This window comes from Nocardia sp. NBC_01730, assembly GCF_035920445.1.
Classification (GTDB): domain Bacteria; phylum Actinomycetota; class Actinomycetes; order Mycobacteriales; family Mycobacteriaceae; genus Nocardia.
In genome coordinates, this window is the sequence record NZ_CP109162.1 from 1,495,414 (window position 1) to 1,515,053 (window position 19,640).

The following is a 19,640-nucleotide window of genomic DNA, read 5'->3' on the forward strand; positions in this document are numbered from 1 at the left end:
TGATTTGTCCTGTATGTGCCCAATTGTCCTGGTTAGAGGGGTGTGATCGGGAGGAGCGTTGCCGTGGGTGGGATTCCTATTTCGCGTGGCGTTTGGCCTGTCGGCGTGGTGACGTCGGCCAGTCGCTCGAGGAGCCGGTCGAGGGCGGATTGTCCGTCGTCGACCGCGGCGCGTTCGTCGTCGGTGAGCGGAATGGATGAAAGCATCCGTTGCAGGTTGTCCTTGGCTTCCAGAATCTGGGCCTTGCTGGATGCCTTCGGTGTGTAGAAATCGCAACGGGCGCAAGCCATTCGGTGTGGACATTGCTCGAAGAAGCTGTAGGTGCACCATCCGTGACCGAGGTCGTAGTACTGCCATGGTTGCCCGTTCGCGGCGGCTCCGCTGGTGACGGCGTCGCGGTCGACGAGGACTTCGATGGTGCGGACGTTGCGGGCGAAGTATCCGGCCTCGGAGTAGGCCTTGGACAAGGTGTTCGGGGTGATCTTGGCGTAGTGCTGGGTGGTGTTCGGGGTGCGGTGCCCGAGCCATGCCTGCAGCTCGAACAAGGTCATCGGTTCCTTGGCGTTGTAGAGCTGGCTCGCGATGGTGGATCGGGCGCGGTGGCTGGTGATAGTGCCGCGGACATCGGTGGTGGGGACGCCGGCCTTGCCGCAGAGCGCGGGGATGATGGTGTGGTTGATATAGGCCTTGGCGACGGGCTGCGCGCGGACCGCGAACAACATGTCGACGCGCTCGCTGGTCTTGCGGTCCAACCGTTTCGGCTGGTCGGGCCGCAGTGTCTGCCAAGCCTGGATGGCTTGGCCGACGAGCGGGTCGACGGGTTTGGTGAACGCGGTGCCGGTCTTGTGGACGGGAACGTCGAGCAAGCAGATCGCATCTTCGGCGAGGATGTCGCGGGAGTCGCCGGGGATGGGAGCGCCGTCGTGCTGCCAGCGGATGCAGCCGACGCGCAGCCGAGTGATCTCATCGCTGCGCAGCCCGGAGAACAGCCAGGTCACGGTGACCGCGCGGATCAGCTCCATCGGGTAGAAGGTGTCGGCGGAGTTGCCGGGCAGGTCGGCAGGTTCCAGGTTGAGCCCGGCCCACAGCAGTTTGGCCCACACGTCGTCGGCGATGACGCGGGGATTGGTGCCGATCAGCGCGGCGACGCTGCGCGGGAGCGTCAGCGCCCGGTTCGGGTCGAACCGGCGTGGGATCCACTCCCATTCCTGGCAGTCGCGGAAAAAGGTGCGGGTGGCCATCAGATTGTGGGCCTTGGTGCGAGGGGAGACAGGTTCACCGGTGCGACTGCCGAGCATGTCACGGCGTTGGACCCAATCGCCGACGGTCATCCGGTCGACCGCGGCGACCCACTGCGCGCAGATCGCTCGTGTCCACTGCCCGGGTTCGGTGATCTCGGGGTGCTCGACGGCCAGCCAGCGACCGGCCTTGGCCATGATGGAGCGGATGATTCTGCGGACGTGGGGTGTCAGCGTCGAGGTGGCGTGCCAGCGCTCGATCCAGTCGGCCCATCCCGGGACGGTGCCAACGATGCCAGGAGAGTGGTTGTAGCCGGTGCGAACTGGCGGGTCGCAGTGCCCCAACTCGGCGACGGCCCGTTGCAGCGCATAGAGCATCGAACCCTGGTGGCCGTCGGTCGCCGGATGGGCTCGCAGCGCGTCGAACGCCGACGTGGACAGGTCGGCGAGCCCAGGACTGTGGTTGAGCAGCAAGGCCTGGCTGAACACGCCGTGCATCCGGGTTCGGGCGCCGCCGCTGATGCGATATCCCCACCGATCGAGCACCTGCTCGGCGTCACCCATCGCCTCGGCGACTGCGGGCTTGCCGAATATCAAACAGGCCAAGTGAAGTCGGTTGAACATGCCCAGACGATGGAAGCCGGTGAACCCGCCGAGCAGATAAGCCAAGGCCACCAGGAAGGGCCGCACTGTCGACTCGGTCGGCAACGGCTGCGCGGTGGCGAACTCGCGTGCGCTGCCGCCGCAGAGCGCAGCCCACTCCCACGGAGTCCAGCCCCACCAACTTCGGCCGGTTTCGGCGCAGCGCGCCAGCACGATCGCTACCGCCTGCCTGCCGGCACGACGGAACCGGACGTCGCCGTCATGATGCAACTCGGCCACGGTCGCGTCCAGCGGCTCAACCAGCCGCGTCAGTGCCCGCCAGTGCACCGCGGTCCGCCGCGGAATGCCCACGGCCTTGTTGCGCCGCAGCTGCTGCGGCCCGAGCGCGGCCAGCGCAGCGATCTCGGTGTCGCTCAACGAGATCCGGCGATCCCACCGCTTCGAGCCGGACGGCCACCGATCGGCGTCGGTGCCGACCCGCGCCCGATGAGGGGCTGCGTTCATACCGGCATGTCCTGTCCGCCTCCGGTGCGCCCAGCGCCGGTGAGCATTTCGAGGCGCCAGGCGTGGATCTGTGCCATGGAGGAATTCAGTTTCTCCGACAGGTCCCGGCCTGACAGGTGGATGTAGGCCAGAGTCGAGTCGGTGCTGCGATGCCCGGCGAATGTGGCGATCGTATGCAGCTCCCAGCCCATTCTCGCCAGGTCGGTCAGGCACAGGTGCCGGGTGGTATGGGTCGAGAAGTTCGGCACTCCGGCAGCTAATGCGATGCGCCGCACCACTTTCGACCATGTCCACAACGTCAGCGGCTCAGAGTGATTGCGGCGCGATTCGGACAGAAATAACCCACCCCGAGCTCGGCTCATCGTCGCCCGATGCTGCAGATACTGCGCCAACAGCACCCCGGTGGACGCCGAATAGGGAACCACACGCTCCCGGCGGGTCTTGGTCTTCTCCGCCCGCACCCGCAACATGCGGTGCGCGGGATCGAGATCATCGCTGCGCAGCGAACACAGCTCTTCCCGGCGCAGCGCGGCGTCGTAAGCCAGCGCGAGCATCACCCGGTTCCGGATCGGCTCCTCGGCGAAGGTCTCCAGCAGACGCAGCCATTCCGCCTCGCTGGGAATCCACGGCAGCTTCACCATCCGCGGCACCAGCGCACGCCCACGACCGCCGAACCGCCCGGAAGGCGTATACCTGCCCCGCCCAACGGGATTCGACTCCCGAACCCCTTCCTCGACAAGGAAATCGAAAAACAGCCGCACCGGAACCAGACGCTGCTGCAGCGTCGCGTTGGCCAAACCCGCCCCCGAATCCAGCGCTACCACATTCGCGCCGCGCCGGCTCGGACGCGCTGTCAACTCCCGCACGAACACCGCCACGTCAGCCCGCGTCGCGGTCACCGGATCGATCCCATCCCGCTCGCACACCTGCAGAAACTCCGCCAGGCCCCGCGCATACGCATCGATGGTGCGCGGCGCACGGCCCAGATCAGCCCACACTTGTAGCCACTCGGCCGCGCGTTCGTGCCGCCGCAACACCGGCCACCGGTCGACCACCCTCATCCAGTTGCTCGATCCACCTCCCTAATTCGTGGTCACGGCCGCAGGGGATCGGGTGGCTACCGGTGAGATTCCACGTAACTTATACATACACAAACCCGGTCCAGGTAGGCACGTAAGTAAAGTCGGTGACCCACTTGCGATTTGGCTCAACCGCAGTGAAATCGCGGTCGACCAGATCCGGGGCACGGCGATGACCGGGACCTTTCCCCGCGATCGTGGTGCGATGCTTGCCGCCGCGGACCACGCCGGACAGGCCTTCGTCGCGCATCAGCCGGTCGACGGTGCCGATGCCGACCCGATAGCCCTGGCGGCGCAGATACGGAGTCATCTTGCGGCGCCCATACATTTCTTCGGGCGTGCCGGAGGTGGCTCGCAAGGCATCGGTCAGATATGCGTCGGTCACCGTCCGCGGCGAGGGCGGGGCGGTTTTCCAGTTCCTATAGGTGCGTCCGGCGACCTGCACGCCCTGCTCGGTGAGCACGCGACAGATCGGATCGACCCGGTAACCCTGTGCACGCATCTGATCTATGAATTGGCAGATCACCGGCGGCGCGGGTCGATCTCCCGCGCGAAGAAAATCGAGGCCGCTTTCAGAATCTCGTTGGCCTCCTCCAGATCTCGCACTTCTCGTTCGAGTTCCCTGATCCGCACCTGCTCCGCGCTCGTCACACCGGGAGCCTTACCGGTGTCGATCTGGGCCTGCTTCACCCAGACACGCAACGACTCCGGGTGGACTCCGAGTTTCGGCGCGAGCGCTTGGCAGGCGGCATACGACGACGGATAGCCGTCGAGTCGGTCCAGCACCATCTTCACCGCACGCTCACGCTGCTCGATCGGATAACGCTTGGGCATGGCCCACATCCTTCACAAAGAAGGAAGCGGCCGAAAAGTCGGGGCGGTTCAGTTATGGGTTCGGGGTTTTCCTGTGTTCACCCTTGATCACGGGCCGTCCCATGTGACTGCCCTACCGGCGATTATGTCGGAATGTACTGCATGCTTGGTCACGCAGAATCACCCCGAAAGTTTGGGGTAATTTTGGGATGGGTCAAGTCCGCGTCACTCCTGTGACGCAATCCAAACGGTTTCCGTTCCGCGCGGAATGGCCGCTGTCCCGGATCTGGTGCAGCGCAGCTATATCGCCTATCCCGCCGGATTCGGGGGCGCGGTGGGCACCGGCGGCGGCCCCGACCCCTACGCGGACTCGGTCCGCGAGGGCGTCGCCGCGCTCGAGGCCACCGCCGAGCGGATCGCCGCCGCGTGCCCGGACACCGCGCTGGCCGGGATCGGGTATTCCCAAGGCGCGCAGGTGGTGTCGGAATTCGCGCGAGCTGTCGGCGCGGGCGAGGGACCGGTCGGACCCGAGAAGATCGCGGGTATCGCTCTCTATTCCGATCCTGATCGCGCCCCCGGATCGCCTGTGATCCCCGGTCGCCCCGGCCAACTCACCCCCGACCCAGCCCCCGGCACAGCGGGGGCGGCAGTGTCGGGGGTGGCGATCACCACCACACCCGCGTCCGGCAGCGGGATCGCCGCCGACGGTGTCAGCTACGGCGCGTTGACCGGCCGGGTCGCCGATATCTGTGTCGAGGGCGACTTGAGTTGCGCGGCACCCGATCACGCCGCGCTGTTGCGGGTGGCCGCGCAGGTCGCCGCCCAGGCGGACCTGCGTGATCCCCTAGCAGCGCTCGGCTCGATCCAGGCCCTGCTGTCGGGCGTGCTCGGTGACGCCTGGACTACCGTGGTGAACCGCGACTTCCGCACCGGCCCCGGCGTCGTCGACTACGTGCCCGAGGCCAGTCTCGCCGAGCGGCTCACCACTGCCGCCGACCCCCGCACCCCACCACCGTCCCCGGAGGAGACGGCCGCCGCGACGGCCCGGTGGGGGCAGATCGCCGGGGTCGTGGCCCGGGACCCGGTCGGGCAGTTGCCGAGACTGGCCGCACAGCTCTCGGGCGCGTGGGGGCAGTTGGTCGCCGACAACGCCGATCTGATGAATCCGGCTGTGTGGCTTCGATACTCCGACCCGGTCGGCCGCCACACCGGATACGCCGCCGCCGGGCAGCTCGCCAGCGGGATCGCGTGGATGACCGCGCTGGCCCACGACCTCGCCGGGAGGCACCCATGAACAGCGAGTTCTACAACGCGCCGACCCTCGACGGCAGCCGCCCCGGAGACCTGGTGCGCACCCGGCCGGTGTTCGTGCCGCAACTGACCCGGGCGGCGGGAGCGTGGCAGATCATCTACATCTCCACCAATTCCCGCACCGAACTCATCCCCGCCTCGGGGATCGTGCTGATCCCCGAGGCGATCGCCGAGCCCGGTGCCACCGCGATCCTGGTGTACTGCCCAGAGTTTCGCGGACTCGGCGGGGTGTGCGCGCCGTCGCAGCTGCTGGCGATCGGCACCGAACCCGACACCGCCGGGATCGAAGCGGCACTGGGGCGGGGGTGGGTGGTGGCGGTGCCCGACGGTGAAGGACTCGGCGTCACCGGCGCCGAACCGCACACCTTCCTTGCTGCGCGCGCCGGTGGGCGGGTCGTGCTCGACCTCGCGCGCGCGGTCTATCGAGGCGCGAATCTCGATGTCCCGGTCGCGCCGGTGCTGGCCTGGGGATACGCCGACGGCGGGCGAGCGGTCGCCGCCGCCGGTGAACTGCATCCCTGGTACGCGCCCGAGCTGGATCTGCGCGGCATCGCCGCCGGAGCCGTCGCCTCCGACCTCGCAGCGCTGGCGCCCGCGTTCAGCCAGGGCGAGGGCGCGGCAGTGGGGCTGGCCGGACTGATCGGACTCTCACGAGCCTACGAGCACATCCCGCTGCGCCACGTCCTGAACGAGGACGGAGTGGCGGCTGTGGCCGAAGCCGAACACCTCACCGGAACCGAACTGCTGCAACGGTTTCCGCAACCCTTGGCGCACTGGTGCCGACGGCCCGACCCCTGGAACGATCCGTGGTGGCGGCGTGTGCTGGCGTTGGAAACCCTCGCCCACACAAAGCCTGTGATGCCGCTGCACTTGTATCACGGCAGTCTCGACGCGATCGTTCCGGTGCACGCCGGGCGCCGCACACTCATCGCCTACCGGCAACGCGGAACCGAGGTCAGCTGGCGCGAATACGAGACCGGCCACCGCGACACCGCGAGTGCGGCCACCAGCGATGTCCTCGCCAGGCTGGGCGAGGACATCCACTCGCCGGCCGCGCAACACCGGGCGCGTGCCGCCGGACTCCGAGCACGCGGCCCACTCCTAGACCCCTCCGGGGAACCCTGCCCGCACCCCGAACCCCTCCACGCGGTGCGGGCAGGCCCGGCGAATCACACAGTCCGAGAAACGCTCTCGATGAGGCGAGGTGAATGATGTTCGGCAAGAAGCCGAAGCCCAGTGAGGCCGACCCGTGGGCCTGGCTCGAGCAGCCGCGAATGGCACCGGCCCTGCACCTCGTGTCCGACCCCGACCCCGACCCCGATCTCGATCTCGACCTTGAACCCGAGACCGGGTCCGGGTCGAGTCCTGAACCACCGCCACGGGAGGGCCGATGGCTGGTGGCGCTGCCACAGACTCCTGACGCGGCCGACACGGCCGTGGCACCGGCGCGGTGGGACGGTGCCGGGCATCGGGTGCCGGGGCGGGTGTGGGCCGCGCTGGCGGCCACCGCTGCCGTGATGATCGGTGTGGTAGCCGTGTGGGGCAACGACTCCCGTGACCCCGCTGATCCGGTGCATGCCACGGCGGCGGTGGAGGGGGCGTGCACCGGGTTGTCGGGCACCGTGGTCTCCGACCGCCCCGGAGACACCACCGCCACCGTCGCCGGGGTGATCGCCTCCTTCGAGGCGGCCTACTACATCCAGCGCAGCGTCGAGGCGGCGATGGGGCTGCTGGCACCGGAGTCCGGGATCGCCGCCGAGGGGCTCGCCGCCGGGATCACTTCAATTCCGGCGGGCAGCACCCATTGTGTGGCGGTCACCCTGATCTCGGAGACCACCGCGAACGTGCACGTGGTCGAGCTGCACCCCGACCGGCAACGCATCGACTACCTCCAACTCATCAACACCCGCCCCGGCGAGGGCGGTGGCCTGCTGATCAGCAACGTCCAGGACCAGGGATGACCACGACCACAGCACAGACCCTCATCTATCGAACCCGCCCGCCCGGTCCTGTCGCGGCGGGCACCAGCGTGCCCTCGTGAAGGCCACACCGACAGTCCCGGGCCCGCAGGCGCCGCTGTTGATCACGGTCGCGGGCCTGGGACCGCGCGCCGGGACAACCACCACGACGGTGGCTCTCGCGCAAGCCTGGCCCGGCCCCGATCCCTCGCTAGTGGTGGAGGCCGACCCCGCAGGTGGGCAACTGGCCGAATTGGTGGGCGCTGACCCGTATTTGGGACTGGCGAGCCTGGCCCGCGTCACGGACCCGGACTCACCGATCCAGGCGCAGCGGGTGGTCGAACACGTGCAATTCCTGCCCGGTGGTCGGTCGGGCGCCGAAACGGCTTTACGCGTCGAACCGCCTTCGAAGTAATATTCGGCATAGTTCGTGGCAGCTTCGCTCATCAATGCTCGCCTCATTCTTTCTCTCGATCGAAGTGCGACGAAAGATACCAAGCGGCAACGACATTCGTCGGATCGTCACGAACCACCACCGGTGGCGCCGCTCGCGCACAGTGAGTTCAGCGGCTGTCCGCCAGGGTGAAGCCGAGCCATCAAGCGACGGCGTCCGCAAACCGGTCTCCGGAGTTCGTCGCCACATGATCCGCAAGATCGAGAAGTGGGACCAGGAGTTCGTCGAATGCACCGTCTCCGGGCGAGGCTGTCAATAAAGGCAACACCGCCCTGGCCGGACGCATCGCTGTGAAGGCCCGGCGTATCGCAACGATCATCGGGGAACTCACGGCGAAGGTCGCGGAAATCGTCACCGGCGCCGTTCGGCCTCTCGTCGAGCAGCTGAAACCTCTGCTCGAGAAGATCCGGCGCTGGGCGGACGCGGCGCGAACCAAGTTCCTTGGTCGCAGCGGACCCGCTGCCTTATATTCACGCTCCGGCGCCCTGTCGAACCGGGAAGTCCTCGAAGGCAATGTCGGACTACGCAGAACCATGGAAACGGTCGTGGACGCGAAGTCGGTGTTTGGCCGCAGACCGCGAGTGGGGGTGCGTCAGGGTCGATCCTAGGGCCGCTGTCGGCGCAAACTTTCAGTGCTGTCGGCATTGACAAGTGCTGGGGGCTGCGCTGGCCACGACTTCTCTATTGGGTCGATTCGCGAACTCCAAGCCGTTGATCGCAGGGGTCTCTCGCAGGTCATCGGCAGCTTTCAGTGTGCCGACAGTGTGCCAAGACATGCAGATCTCGGCCGTGCGAGGCAGCATGAGCCGGACTGATCAGGCCTGTGAATTGGACGGGGGGGACGGGATGACACCCGTTGGACAGCCTCGGCGACACTGACAGTGTGGTGCCGCGTCTGCGAAGCTCCGTTGGCGCTGCCCGATCTGGTCGCGGCGCTGCGCAATGTCCAAGCCCAGTGGGCAGAGTGGACGCGCGTCACCGCCGCCGGGCACGAGCGCCGACAGCGCAAGGACATGACGAGCCGAACCCGCCTGCTGCGGACCTACACCACCGAGTTGATTCCCGGACCACTCCAGACGCGGGACTACGCCCGCGAAGTGCTGTGGACTTGTATCGGGTTCGTCGGCACACGCAACGATCTCGACGCGGCGGTATTCGCGCGGATCGTCCGGCAGCGTGTCCCGCACGAGGGCACCTTGCATATATACGCGCTGGTCCACGAAGCAGCCTTGTGGACGACGCTCGGAAACGATGCCGTGATGGCCGCACAGCTGAGGCATCTAAAGATCTTTCGGTAATAGAGTGAGTTGCTGTCAAAGGAGAAGCCCGGTGTGGTCGAGGAAGTTGAAACACAGATCGTAGTTCGTGCCGACGCGTTCGAGCCCGGTTTCGGTAGCGGCGCGGGCTTCATCGATCGTGTCGGGACACAGATTGGCCAGTTCGGTGGATTTGATGTTGCCCCAGACCATTTCGATGGGGTTGAGTTCGTAGCCGTAGGGCGGGAGTTGCTCGACGCGCAGCCACATGCGTTGGGTCGCGATCCAGGCTTTCATGGCCTTGGAGCGGTGCGAGGGCAGCCCGTCCCAGATCAGGGTGACCGCGTCACCGGCGAAGTGCCTACCCAATGCGGTGAGGAATTCGATCAGCGACTCGGTGTTGTAAGCACCCTCTTTGATCTGGAACACGAACGCCGCGCCACTGCGGTCGGACCGATAGGCCAGGACCCCGGCCATCGACAGTCGTTTCCACGAAAACCGGTGCCGCAGCGTCGGTGTGACACCTTTGGGCGCCCAGGTCGCTCTCACTGCGGGCAGCAGGGAGAATCCGCTCTCGTCTTGGAAGCAGATCCACGCACCTCGGCGCCGAGCGCTTTTTTTATGCGCGGCCACTCGGTCTTGCGCCACACCGCGATCGCCTCGTCGTTGCGCTCGACCGCGCGGCGCGCCGGACGCTGCCGACTCCATCCCATCCGCTCACGCAGGATCGTCCAGGTCTGCGTCTGTGAATACCGCACCCCGGTAACGCGCTCGATCACCTCGGCTACCCGCGCCAAGGTCCACATGTCGGTTGGAAACCCATTCACCTTGGGGCCCTTCATCAATGCGGCTTCGACCTCGCGAACGTGCTCATCGCTCAACCGTGGCCGACGACCCGCCCGGCCCACACTCGCCAAAGCGTCTCGTCCACCTTCGACCCACGCCTTGTGCCAGCGCGACGCCGTCTGCGCCGACACCTCGAGCTCCACCACCACATCGACCTGCCGCCTACCGGCCTCGAACATCTCCACCGCCCGCATACGACGCTCCCGCAACGCGTCGAAATCACGACGCATCCGGGCGCGCTTACTCTTTCGGCCACTCTCCCGCCCACCCGATGGTGGCACCCGCTCTGACACCCTGCGATTGTCCTACGCCACAGCACAATCCGATCGGTACGACTCACTGAATTACCGAAAGATCTTTAATCCGTGCGGCCGGCCCGTGGAGGTACGACACAGCCACTCCGGCGATGTAGATAGGGTCGAGCGTCGTTGCGCCGGGGGTGGCCTGCTGTGGTGAGGTCGACTGTAGTCAGGAGAGACGAAATCCAGCGGTTGCCCCGGCTACGACGACAGCGTCTCGGCGATCAACTCGTAGTGGGCTACTCGACGCGAGTGAATACCCCTACGAGTGGTCCGGCATCCGGTAAGGGTTGTTCGAGCCGGGCCTAAGACCGTGTCTTACGTGGTTGTAGTTCGTTTGTGTTGTGCCGGAATCGGCTGTGCTGCATGATGTTCGACTCGTGGTCGATGAGTTGTCGAAACGTCTTGTCCCGGACGATTTGTGGGCTTTGGTCGAGCCGTTGCTTCCGGAGTTCACTGCGCGTCCGCAGGGCGGTGGCACCGCCCCGGCCGACGAGCGTGCGGTGTTCACCGCGGTGGTGTTCGTGCTGGTCAGTGGTTGTGCGTGGCGGATGCTGCCGCCGTCGTTCGGGGTGACGGTGCCCACGGCGCACCGCCGGTTCAGCGTGTGGACCGAGGCCGGGCTGTGGCGGCGTTTACACAACGCCGTCCTGGACGAGCTGGGCAGTCGAGGCTTGATCGACTGGTCGCGGGCGGTGATCGACGCGGCGAGTGTTCGGGCGAAAAAGACATCCCAGGGGCTTGGACGTCAAGCAGCAGTGGAATTTTCGGTTGGAGCCGACCAGGCGGTGGCCTCGCTGTAAGTGGTGCTGGTTTTGAGGCAGCCGTGGAGGATCCCGACGAGGCGGTTGGCAAGTTGGCGTAGTGCCGGGTGGTGGTCCAGGCCGCGGGCGCGATGTTTGTCGTAGTAGGCGCGGGCACCGGGTGAGACCGTGATGGCGCTGAAGGCTTGACGGAGGAGAGCGTCGATGAGCCGGTCGTTGTGCACGAACCGTGCGGCGACGATCTTCTTCTTCCCGGAGGCGCGGGTGATCGGGCTGGTGCCGGCGTAGTTTTTGCGGGCCTTCGCCGAGGCGTATCGGTCGCGGGCGTCTCCGAATTCGGCGAGCAAGAACCACGCCCATCCCGGGCTGGGACAGCACGATCTCAGCGTCCGGGTGCAGGTGAAAATGCGCCTCCACCTGCCCTTGCAGCGCAGCGATCTGCTCGCTCAGGGTGATCAGCACGCTGACCAACGCCCGGGTGACGGCTGCGTAGGCGCTATCGATCACCACGTCTCGGCGCAGCTGCTCGGCCCGCAGTATCGCCTGGATTGCGGCGGCTTTCACCTCGACATCACGGCGTCGAGCGCGACGCAGCGCGGCCCGGATCTGGTTGAGTGACAACCGAGCCGCAGCCACCGGTTCCGGTGCCTTGCCGAGCAGTTCGAGGCTGTCGGCGGCAGTCAGGTCCGCGAATGCCTCCAGTGCGGCGGGGAAGTATTCACGCAGCCCGTGCCGTAGTCGTTGCACGGTCCGAGTGCGTTCCCAGATCAAGGTCTTGTGCACGCGTGCGACCGCTTTCAACGCCTCGACCTCAGGGCTGTCGGCGGCGATGGGGCGCAGCTGGTGGGAGTCGGTGCGCACCATGTCGGCCAGCACATGCGCATCGGCCGGGTCGCTCTTTGCCCCGGACACCACATGCCGTTCCCGATAACGAGCGGCCTGCAGCGGGTTGACCGCATACACCGAGTAACCCGCGGCGATCAACGCCGCCACCCACGGACCACGATCGGTTTCGATCCCGATCGTCACCTCGCCGGCCTCGGTGTCCTCGCCCAGATGCTCGGCGAGCATCGCATGTAAACGCGCGATCCCGGCCACTCCTTCTGGAAGCCGTGCTCTGGCGAGTCTGCGCCCGGACGGGTCCATCAACTCGACGTCGTGGTGGTCTTCGGCCCAGTCGTCTCCGACGAACAGCACCTCGAATTCTCCTGTCGCTCAACCGATGTTGTTGCGGCAGCGTTCGGGAGAACTCTCGGCACCCTAATGAAAAGTACTCACGCCAGCGACGGCGGGCACGACATCCCATCAGCGATCCATCCTCCCGGTCGACCAGCGGGGGCACGATCTTTTTTCAGGACTCGAATGTCCCGGGGGCAAAGAGTGCTCACCCGCTGGCCGCTACCGGCAGCGAGTCTGCCCGATCAACCGACCCGCTAAATCTCATTAGGGGGACCTTTGACCGGTCCGAGCCCAGTCGATCGCGGCAAGCCCGGCTCGAAGATCCATGTCTTGTCCGACCGCGGGGGAATCCCTTTGTCGGTGGGTATTTCGGCGGCCAACACCAACGACGCCCAAGCGTTGCGGCCGCTGGTCAAAGCGATCCCAGCCATCCGGTCGCGGCGCGGTCCGCGCCGACGCAAACCTGGCAAGCTGCACGCCGGCAAGGCATACGACACCGCCGAACTGCGGCAATGGGTGCGAGACCGCGGCATCGGCGTCCGCATCGCCCGCAAAGGCATTGAATCCTCGCAGCGTCTCGGCCGCCACCGGTGGGTGATCGAGCGCCCCATTTCCTGGTTGACCGGCTACCACCGCCTCAACATCCGCTACGACCACAAAGCCACCCACTTCCTCGCCTTCCTCACCCTCGCCGCAACACTGACCTGCTACAAGAAACTCGCGAAATCAACCACATGAGACACGGTCTAATACTGCAACGACAGGTTGTGATGTAGCGCTGTTGTTTGGTAGTTGATCTTGTTGTGTTGGTGGAGATGGCGGTTGGGTGGTCGGCGGGTTTCGAGGCGTTCGTGGGGCGGTTCGCTCACCGGTTTCCCAGGGTGGAGTCGCGTCGTCAGATGCGGTCGTATGTGCGGGGGCTGCTCGGCGAGTCCGAACGCAAGAACGGATGGACCCTTGCAGAGGCTCTCGGGGATCGTGGTCCGGAACGGATGCAGCGGCTATTGAACTTCTATGCCTGGGATGTCGATGGACTGCGTGATGATGTTCGTTCCGCGGTGGTGGAGGCCCTCGGCGATGGCCGGCAGGGTGTGTTGATCGTGGACGAGACCGGTTTCGTGAAGAAGGGCATCAAGTCCGCGGGAGTGGCCCGCCAGTACTCCGGGACCGCGGGGCGGATCGAGAACTCGCAGATCGGAGTCTTTCTGGCCTATGCGTCGCCGCGTGGACGGGCGTTGATCGACCGGGAGCTGTATGTGCCCAAGCAATGGTTCTGTGATCGTGAGCGCTGCCGGGCCGCCGGCATCGGCGATGAGGTGAAGATGGCGACCAAACCAGTGCTCGCGCAACGAATGATCGCCCGCTCCGTAGAAGCCGGGGTCCCGTTCGGGTGGGTCACCGGCGACGAAGCATACGGTGTGGACACCAAGCTGCGCATGTGGCTGGAATCGCAGGACATCGCCCATGTCCTGGTGGTGGCGAAGAACTCGATGGTGGTCACGATGGGGCTGGTCAAGGCTCGTGTCGATCGGGTCATCGCCGCACTTGCCGAGGACTGCTGGACGTCGGTCAGCTGTGGGAACGGCGCACACGGGCCGAGGATCTACGAGTGGGCGGTGGCCGATATCCGCCCACTGCGGCGCCGGGAATGGGGCCATTGGCTGCTGGCCCGCCGCAGCCTGCGCGACCCCACCGACATCGCCTACTACGTCTGCTTCGGTCCCGCCGCGACCACGATTACCGAACTCGTTCGTGTCGCCGGAACCCGGTGGGCCATCGAGGAATCCTTCCAGACGGCCAAGAACGAGACCGGGCTCGACCACTACCAGGTCCGCAGCTACCGGGCGTGGTATCGACATATCACACTGTCCCTGGCTGCCGCGGCGTTCCTCGTGCTCACACGAGACACCGCGAAAAAAGGGGCCCTACAACCGGTAACGGCATCACGCTGATCCCACTGTCGGCCAACGAGATCCGCCGATTATGGAACCGCATCACAACACCGGTGACCCACACGATCGCCCATATCGTGCACTGGTCGAACTGGAGACGAACCAGCCAGACCCGCGCCCGAGTCAGCCACTAAAAAGACGAGGCCATCACAACCTGTCGTTGCAGTACTAAGCCGGTGGGATCGGCCAGATGACCGCGGGACACCGCGGGGAGTGGGCAGGGTCACGACAGTTCCTTCGAGAATGGTGCCCATTGCTGCTGAGATAAGCCAGGGGCAGTTGGTCCGGGGTCAGTCCAAGGGGTCTGTGCAGGGGCGCGGCGGCGGATCCGGAGGGATGTCGTCATCGATCGTGACAACGAACCCCGGAAAGCCTTGCGCCAGTACATCGGCCACGTTCTGCGCCAGCTCGGCGGAAGCGGTGAAATCCAGCTTTAAGGAGTTGAATTCGATATGGATGTGTCGGAGGGTACTCGGCGGCTTCATGATTCACACCTCACTGCGGCTTGCTCTCGGCCGGCACAATCCAGCCGGCGTTGACCAGCACTTGCTGCGCTGCAACCGTCACAGCACGCTCGCCTGAGAATAGCGCATTTCCAACTCGGTACACGGCCGACGTCATTTATATGGCGTCCAGACAGCACATGTGTCGTTGTCTCGAAAGCTCGTGAACCGATGGTGCCATTGGTCATACAAATTCGGATTGGCGCTGAGCACAGGTAGTACACTTGTGACCAACTGAAGTTCGCGTAGTCGGCGAAGCACCGGAAAGTATGGCCACGCCATTATGTCCACACCGTACTCGCTAACTAACTGCTCATGGTAGTTGACGGGGTAGCGAAAGCGGAGGCGCCCAACTGCAAGCGGAGTGAGATCCCACTCTCTAGGCCCGAGAGCAGTTGAGTCGAAGTCACAGATAACGACTCCGTCAGGCCCAGAAATTAGGTTACCTGCGAACCCGTCGCCATGAATCGGACCATGGGGCATGAAGTACTCGACCCTCGACAGATCCTCCTCTACCTCGTCGCATATTCGTAGCAGGTATCGATAGTCGTAGCCCGTCAAAATTTCCTGTTGGTCTATTCGCTGACGAATTCCCTTGAGCGGATTCCACACCGGCAACTCCATATCTGGCGGGTTGAGAGAATGGAACTTGCGCAGAATTCGACCGAGATCGCGACCGTCTGGCTGACAGGTCGCGTCCGGCGAGTCAACCCGATGCCAAAAGGTGACTGCCACCTCGTTCACGTGCAATGGTTGCGGGAAATCATTTATCAAACGCACTGCAGGCATGTCATGCTCTGCGAGCCACCGAGCGACCCCGACTACCTTCCGGACGCGCTCGCGTACCACCGTGGAGCCCGCAATGCGTACTACGATCGGCGCGGTCGCGAGGGCGAAGACTGCGTTGTTGGTGAACTTGATCAGGCGGGCGCCGGTCGGATCTACATTCACTTCCTCACATGCGCATGCCAGAATTTCCGTCGCCCACTGGGAGGGGTCGACGGAACGCGAGTCGTTGCGGCGATCGAGCGAAGATTTTGTCATACGGAAGCCTGTAGTGAGTCGATTTTGCGGACAAGATATTGTAGATCGGCGTCCTTTTTCCGCGTGATAGCGGCATTGCGGAGCGGGGATAAGCGATCGACTGTCCGGATGGAACGCACAGCGCCAGCGGTGGCGACCGCTTGCTGACCAATGTCCAGACCGATATCTCGGGAGCCCGAGCGAAGATACGCCGTAGCGAGAGCGGTTAATTCAAAGACCCTACTGCGGGTCATGTCGGGACCACGTAGTGAAATGGCTGTTTCGATGTGTTCGATACCCTCGCTGAGTTCTTTCTCGGTGGCTTCCCGGTTCCCCGTGAGCGCAACGCCAACCAATGCGTTCAAATCTGCATCTCCAAAGAACCGTACCCAAGCCTGCGCCTTGGCGGACTCGGCTCGTGCGAATTCATCTTGTGCGCGTTTCAACGAACTCCACATTTGGTTTGCATCACCAAGCATCGCGTATGCCCAACCTTCGTTCGCGCATAACATTGCGACCGTCAGGGTACATCCGGAATCTTGTGCAGCTATCTGTCCCAACTGGAAGAATCTGAGGGCTTCCCTAGCCATCCCTCGGTGTAGGTGCAGCCTTCCGGTGCGATAGAGCACATTGGCGGCAAGTGAATGATCTCCTGCCCCATGCGCTAATTCGAGCGCCCTTCCGAAATGTTGGCGGGCGATACTGTACATTCCGACGTCGAAGGACGTCCAACCAGCCAAGTTGTGGAGATCCGCGAGAGCGGCATACAGCTTGGAGCTCATGGATGTGCTGCACTCGGCGCCGAGTAGTTGTTGAGCCCACCGGACCTGCGCTGCGACCGCGTCTCGGCAAGCTCCGCCGCCGTGTCGATAGTCGACCATTCGCATGGCCGCGGTGAGCGTACGAATATGCTCGACGTCGGAATCTCCGATTCTGGCCGGTGCTGGCGCAGTCTCGTGATCGAACGGTTGCCACCAGCGAGCGATGTCACCGACCGCTGTTCCCATGGTGACATTCGCCGCGTGGGACAGCAGTTGCCGCACCTCGTCACGTTCATTTGGCGCAGTTGAGCACGTCGCAGTTGCGAGATCGAGTGCCATCTCGGTCGTGCGGCCATATGCTAGACCCATATATCCGCGTGGTATTCCCAATCCGTCAGCGACACGCGCCAGCACGTCATAGTTTCCTAATTGCCTGCCTTTATGGAGAACTTCATATATCTCGTTTTGCCCAAGTACGGTCGCACGTCCGATCGCGCGTTGCGAAATCCCGCATCGCTGAAGTAGCTCGAAAACTCTCTTCAGGTTCCGTGCTGCCAATGCCTTGCGCATCTCCATGCCTTCCCACACAGTCGGGTCGATCGCCCCTGACTGTGCCGGTTGGAAGTTCATAGAGACTCCATTCGTCGGCGCGTCATCCGGTCTGCCGCGGCCGGATGTTCCTCCAGGCTAGCCACGTTCGACGGTGGTTCGGGAGTCCCAATGACAAATTGACTAGTTCGACTAGTCGTTGAACCGACTAGTCGAACTGACTCGTGGTGCGGCTTACTCGGCGATCCGGGACTGCTGATGCTTGTTGTCACAAGAGGTACGGCTATGCATACGGAGGTACGCCATGCCAGAACCATGCAGGCCTAGCGCCGAGGCGCCGAACTTCGCGGCAGCAGAGCAGGGACCGTTTGACGCCGCCGCTGCGGCCGCGATTGTCCGCGGGGACTGCGATGTGCCCAACTCGGTGTGGGTCGCAGCAGTGGCGCTTCTGTCCGCCGACCTCAACGACGACTAGCGGAGGGACATCGTGCATTCGGGACTAGTTCACGTCCACGCAGTGCAGCAGTTTCGGCTGTGGGCTGTGTGCCGCACGGATTGGGATCGTCGCAACACAGACGCAGTGTGCACGTGGTCACGCCTAGCGCGGAGCATTCCTGGCAGGTTGGTGATGAAGGAATGACGCGATGACGCCTACGTTCGGGTACCTGCAGCTGTCACTGGTCGGTGACCGCGCAGGTCAGGTTATGCGCATGTTCGAGGAGCTGGCCCGCTATTGCGGGGGTTCGGTTCAGGGGCGAGTGTTCGCCGAGTTGGAGCCACCAGCTGAAGTGTTGTGGAAGATGTTGACCCCAGGCAACCGTGAGCAGTTACGAGCGACCGCCGCCCGCCGCGAGATTGTCCTGAATCGGGTGCTGGGCAGTCCGCCACCGACAACTGCGTTGTGGATGCTGCTGGACGCGCTGGCGGGTTGCGATGGTGAGCTGACATATCTGCTCGTTCCGTCGCCGCAGCATTTCGACGGCCTAGGTGTACCAAGAGAATTGATGTTGCGAAGGATGTCGGACGCATGTCCATCGCTGCTGGTGGTGTATGCCGATTCGCCGGCTACACAGCTGCGAGAAGGGCGAAGCCTGGCGCGGCTGGGCGAGATCAGTCTTGATGACCAGCCAGGCACCTTAGTCGATGTCACGGTCAGTGCGTTCGCTGACCCTGTTGGTGTGGTGCTGTCCCACACGCACTGGGGGCTTTCGCGTGCGGGTCTCAGCAGCCTGGTCCAGCCGGTCGATTCGCTCATGCGTCTGATCGTTGGTGCGGCGGCGAGTCACGTGACGGCTGACGCCAACAGGCTGCAGGTCCGGGTGGTCCGTCCGCCGCTGGCCGCGACGTTGGCGGTCGAGGTCTGGGAATCACGGGACCACTCCGACGAACCGGTCAGTGGTGAGGTGATCGAGCTCGTTGACCCGGACAGCGGCGGCACCGTGAAGCGCCACCGTAGTCCGGCTGGCGGGACCCTGACCCGCTGCGAGCTGGCGTTGCCGGGATCTGAGCGGACCGATCAGGTAGGCACTGCAGAGTTGACAGCTGTGCTGCATGAGTACGTTGCTGGGATCTCGGACTGGCTGATCGGCGACCCGTTGAGTTCCACGCGGTCAGTGTGTCATCGAGCGGCCGCCTCGAAAGCAGAGGCCAGCACCGAAGGTCATCAAAACGTCAGTGCAACGCGGTGAAGCGGCAGTTCCGGGCAGGCCAACATGCACCGATTCTGAGGTCCATGGAAAACACTGATGGCGGCGCCCGGGCCGCTGCTGGCCCAATCTGCTCGCTACGTGCGCGAGGAGTTCAGTCATGACAGATATTCTGCCGCAGCGTGATCCAGGGGCGACGTTGCCGCCGTATTTCGAGCGGCTGAGTGAGGTGCGGGCGACGGTCGTGGCGTCCCGAGACGAGCCCGACGGCCAGGGGCCGCGGTCGTTCTCCCGAGATGAGGAGACGATGCGGCGCATCGCCGAGGGATTACCGCAGTGGACCGGCATACCGCAGGCCGATTGACAGGTCATGGAGTGCCGCCTGGTCGTTGACTTCGACATGCCGGGAGTGCCGATTCAGCACTACCGAGCAGAGCGGTGTGCCGCCGAGGCCTTCGCCCAGGATGCGAAGCGCCTGGGACGGCCGCGGGTGACCGTCGACGACAGGGTGACCGCAGAGATGAAACCTCTTCCGTGTCAGCAACTTTTCATCGAGTAGAAGGATGTGCCCGAGATGTCGACACCGCTGTGGTCGACCGCGCGGCCGAGATATACGCCGGTAAGGGAATTGAGTTCCGGCCCCGCAGTAGCAAGGAGGTCGCGGCCCTTCTATCGGGCTGCGATCCTATCGAGCCTGGGCTGGTCGCGGCGCACCGCTGGCGGCCCACCGATGACCTCGACCAGCGCCGCCCGCAGCGGCTCGGCTGGGAGCCGCCGTAGGCGGCAGAAGTGCGCTATTCCGCCGCAGTCGGGCGAATGCGATGACGGGGGTCGAATCGGGCCAATGCCCACCACATTTCACATCAAATGTCTTGATTTGCAGGGAGATTCGTTGGTGAAGG

The 19,640-nt window shown here is 64.6% G+C and carries 18 protein-coding genes and 3 pseudogenes; 11 read left to right on the forward strand and 10 right to left on the reverse strand.

Going from position 1 to position 19,640, the window contains the following annotated elements; genetic code table 11:
• Nucleotides 1-32 precede the first annotated feature (32 nt).
• The 4 genes from OHB12_RS05930 to OHB12_RS05945 all read right to left on the reverse strand — a co-directional run bounded on the left by OHB12_RS05930 (nt 33) and on the right by OHB12_RS05945 (nt 4,258).
• Nucleotides 33-2,345 carry a tyrosine-type recombinase/integrase gene (locus OHB12_RS05930; RefSeq protein ID WP_327116426.1) on the reverse strand — a complete coding sequence of 771 codons (2,313 nt, stop codon included), beginning with the start codon at nt 2,343-2,345 and terminating at the stop codon, nt 33-35.
• The gene (locus tag OHB12_RS05935) at nt 2,342-3,406 is read right to left on the reverse strand and encodes a tyrosine-type recombinase/integrase (protein ID WP_327115784.1); all 1,065 of its coding nucleotides are present in this window, start codon (nt 3,404-3,406) and stop codon (nt 2,342-2,344) included. Before OHB12_RS05935 ends, OHB12_RS05930 begins: the two co-directional genes overlap by 4 nt.
• A 79-nt stretch (nt 3,407-3,485) precedes the next feature.
• Nucleotides 3,486-3,926, reverse strand: coding sequence for an IS3 family transposase (locus tag OHB12_RS05940; RefSeq protein ID WP_327116885.1), 441 nt, complete (start codon nt 3,924-3,926; stop codon nt 3,486-3,488).
• Nucleotides 3,927-3,946: 20 nt separating this feature from the next.
• Nucleotides 3,947-4,258, reverse strand: a complete 312-nt coding sequence (locus OHB12_RS05945; RefSeq protein ID WP_327116887.1) for a transposase — start codon at nt 4,256-4,258, stop codon at nt 3,947-3,949.
• 247 nt (nt 4,259-4,505) lie between these two features.
• Here OHB12_RS05945 and OHB12_RS05950 point away from each other — a divergent pair, with 247 nt between their 5' ends.
• The 5 genes from OHB12_RS05950 to OHB12_RS05970 all read left to right on the forward strand — a co-directional run bounded on the left by OHB12_RS05950 (nt 4,506) and on the right by OHB12_RS05970 (nt 9,258).
• Complete coding sequence (locus OHB12_RS05950) at nt 4,506-5,531, forward strand: cutinase family protein (protein WP_327116889.1); 1,026 nt, start codon at nt 4,506-4,508, stop codon at nt 5,529-5,531.
• Entirely contained in the window at nt 5,528-6,760 is a 1,233-nt protein-coding gene (locus OHB12_RS05955; RefSeq protein WP_327116891.1) for a lipase family protein, read from the forward strand. The genes OHB12_RS05950 and OHB12_RS05955 overlap by 4 nt, the downstream gene beginning before the upstream one ends.
• The gene (locus OHB12_RS05960) at nt 6,757-7,509 is read left to right on the forward strand and encodes a hypothetical protein (RefSeq protein WP_327116893.1); all 753 of its coding nucleotides are present in this window, start codon (nt 6,757-6,759) and stop codon (nt 7,507-7,509) included. Before OHB12_RS05955 ends, OHB12_RS05960 begins: the two co-directional genes overlap by 4 nt.
• A gap of 76 nt (nt 7,510-7,585) precedes the next feature.
• Nucleotides 7,586-7,921 carry a hypothetical protein gene (locus OHB12_RS05965; RefSeq protein WP_327116895.1) on the forward strand — a complete coding sequence of 112 codons (336 nt, stop codon included), beginning with the start codon at nt 7,586-7,588 and terminating at the stop codon, nt 7,919-7,921.
• A 947-nt stretch (nt 7,922-8,868) separates the two neighbouring features.
• Complete coding sequence (locus OHB12_RS05970; RefSeq protein ID WP_327116897.1) at nt 8,869-9,258, forward strand: Scr1 family TA system antitoxin-like transcriptional regulator; 390 nt, start codon at nt 8,869-8,871, stop codon at nt 9,256-9,258.
• Between the two features lie 15 nt (nt 9,259-9,273).
• On the opposite strand, the gene OHB12_RS05975 is transcribed toward OHB12_RS05970, so the two are convergent.
• On the reverse strand, nt 9,274-9,864 hold the full coding sequence (locus OHB12_RS05975; RefSeq protein WP_327116899.1) for an IS630 family transposase: 591 nt from the start codon (nt 9,862-9,864) through the stop codon (nt 9,274-9,276).
• The gene (locus tag OHB12_RS05980) at nt 9,762-10,292 is read right to left on the reverse strand and encodes a winged helix-turn-helix domain-containing protein (protein ID WP_327116901.1); all 531 of its coding nucleotides are present in this window, start codon (nt 10,290-10,292) and stop codon (nt 9,762-9,764) included. The genes OHB12_RS05975 and OHB12_RS05980 overlap by 103 nt, the downstream gene beginning before the upstream one ends.
• 449 nt (nt 10,293-10,741) lie before the next feature.
• Between OHB12_RS05980 and OHB12_RS05985 the strand changes: the two are divergent.
• Nucleotides 10,742-11,089 (forward strand): annotated as a pseudogene (locus OHB12_RS05985) (transposase); the annotation flags it as partial.
• 20 nt (nt 11,090-11,109) lie between these two features.
• Here the strand turns inward: OHB12_RS05985 and OHB12_RS05990 are convergent.
• Nucleotides 11,110-12,322 (reverse strand): annotated as a pseudogene (locus OHB12_RS05990) (IS110 family transposase).
• Nucleotides 12,323-12,571: 249 nt separating this feature from the next.
• On the opposite strand from OHB12_RS05990, the pseudogene OHB12_RS05995 reads away from it, so the two are divergent.
• Nucleotides 12,572-13,042: pseudogene (locus OHB12_RS05995) on the forward strand (IS5 family transposase); the annotation flags it as partial.
• 77 nt (nt 13,043-13,119) lie between these two features.
• Nucleotides 13,120-14,256: an IS701 family transposase gene (locus OHB12_RS06000; RefSeq protein WP_327116903.1), complete on the forward strand. Its 1,137-nt coding sequence runs from the start codon at nt 13,120-13,122 to the stop codon at nt 14,254-14,256.
• Between the two features lie 290 nt (nt 14,257-14,546).
• Here the strand turns inward: OHB12_RS06000 and OHB12_RS06005 are convergent, their stop codons facing one another.
• The 3 genes from OHB12_RS06005 to OHB12_RS06015 form a co-directional block, all read right to left on the reverse strand.
• On the reverse strand, nt 14,547-14,741 hold the full coding sequence (locus OHB12_RS06005; RefSeq protein ID WP_327116905.1) for a hypothetical protein: 195 nt from the start codon (nt 14,739-14,741) through the stop codon (nt 14,547-14,549).
• 132 nt (nt 14,742-14,873) lie between these two features.
• Entirely contained in the window at nt 14,874-15,803 is a 930-nt protein-coding gene (locus OHB12_RS06010; protein ID WP_327116907.1) for a phosphotransferase family protein, read from the reverse strand.
• Nucleotides 15,800-17,173, reverse strand: coding sequence for a transcriptional regulator (locus OHB12_RS06015; protein ID WP_327116909.1), 1,374 nt, complete (start codon nt 17,171-17,173; stop codon nt 15,800-15,802). Before OHB12_RS06015 ends, OHB12_RS06010 begins: the two co-directional genes overlap by 4 nt.
• A 563-nt stretch (nt 17,174-17,736) precedes the next feature.
• Between OHB12_RS06015 and OHB12_RS06020 the strand changes: the two genes are divergently transcribed.
• From OHB12_RS06020 to OHB12_RS36140, 3 genes are all read left to right on the forward strand, one after another.
• The gene (locus OHB12_RS06020) at nt 17,737-18,780 is read left to right on the forward strand and encodes a hypothetical protein (RefSeq protein ID WP_327116911.1); all 1,044 of its coding nucleotides are present in this window, start codon (nt 17,737-17,739) and stop codon (nt 18,778-18,780) included.
• Nucleotides 18,781-18,898: 118 nt separating this feature from the next.
• Nucleotides 18,899-19,102: a hypothetical protein gene (locus tag OHB12_RS06025; protein WP_327116913.1), complete on the forward strand. Its 204-nt coding sequence runs from the start codon at nt 18,899-18,901 to the stop codon at nt 19,100-19,102.
• Nucleotides 19,103-19,272: 170 nt separating this feature from the next.
• Complete coding sequence (locus tag OHB12_RS36140; protein WP_442799975.1) at nt 19,273-19,518, forward strand: SAM-dependent methyltransferase; 246 nt, start codon at nt 19,273-19,275, stop codon at nt 19,516-19,518.
• Nucleotides 19,519-19,640 lie beyond the last annotated feature (122 nt).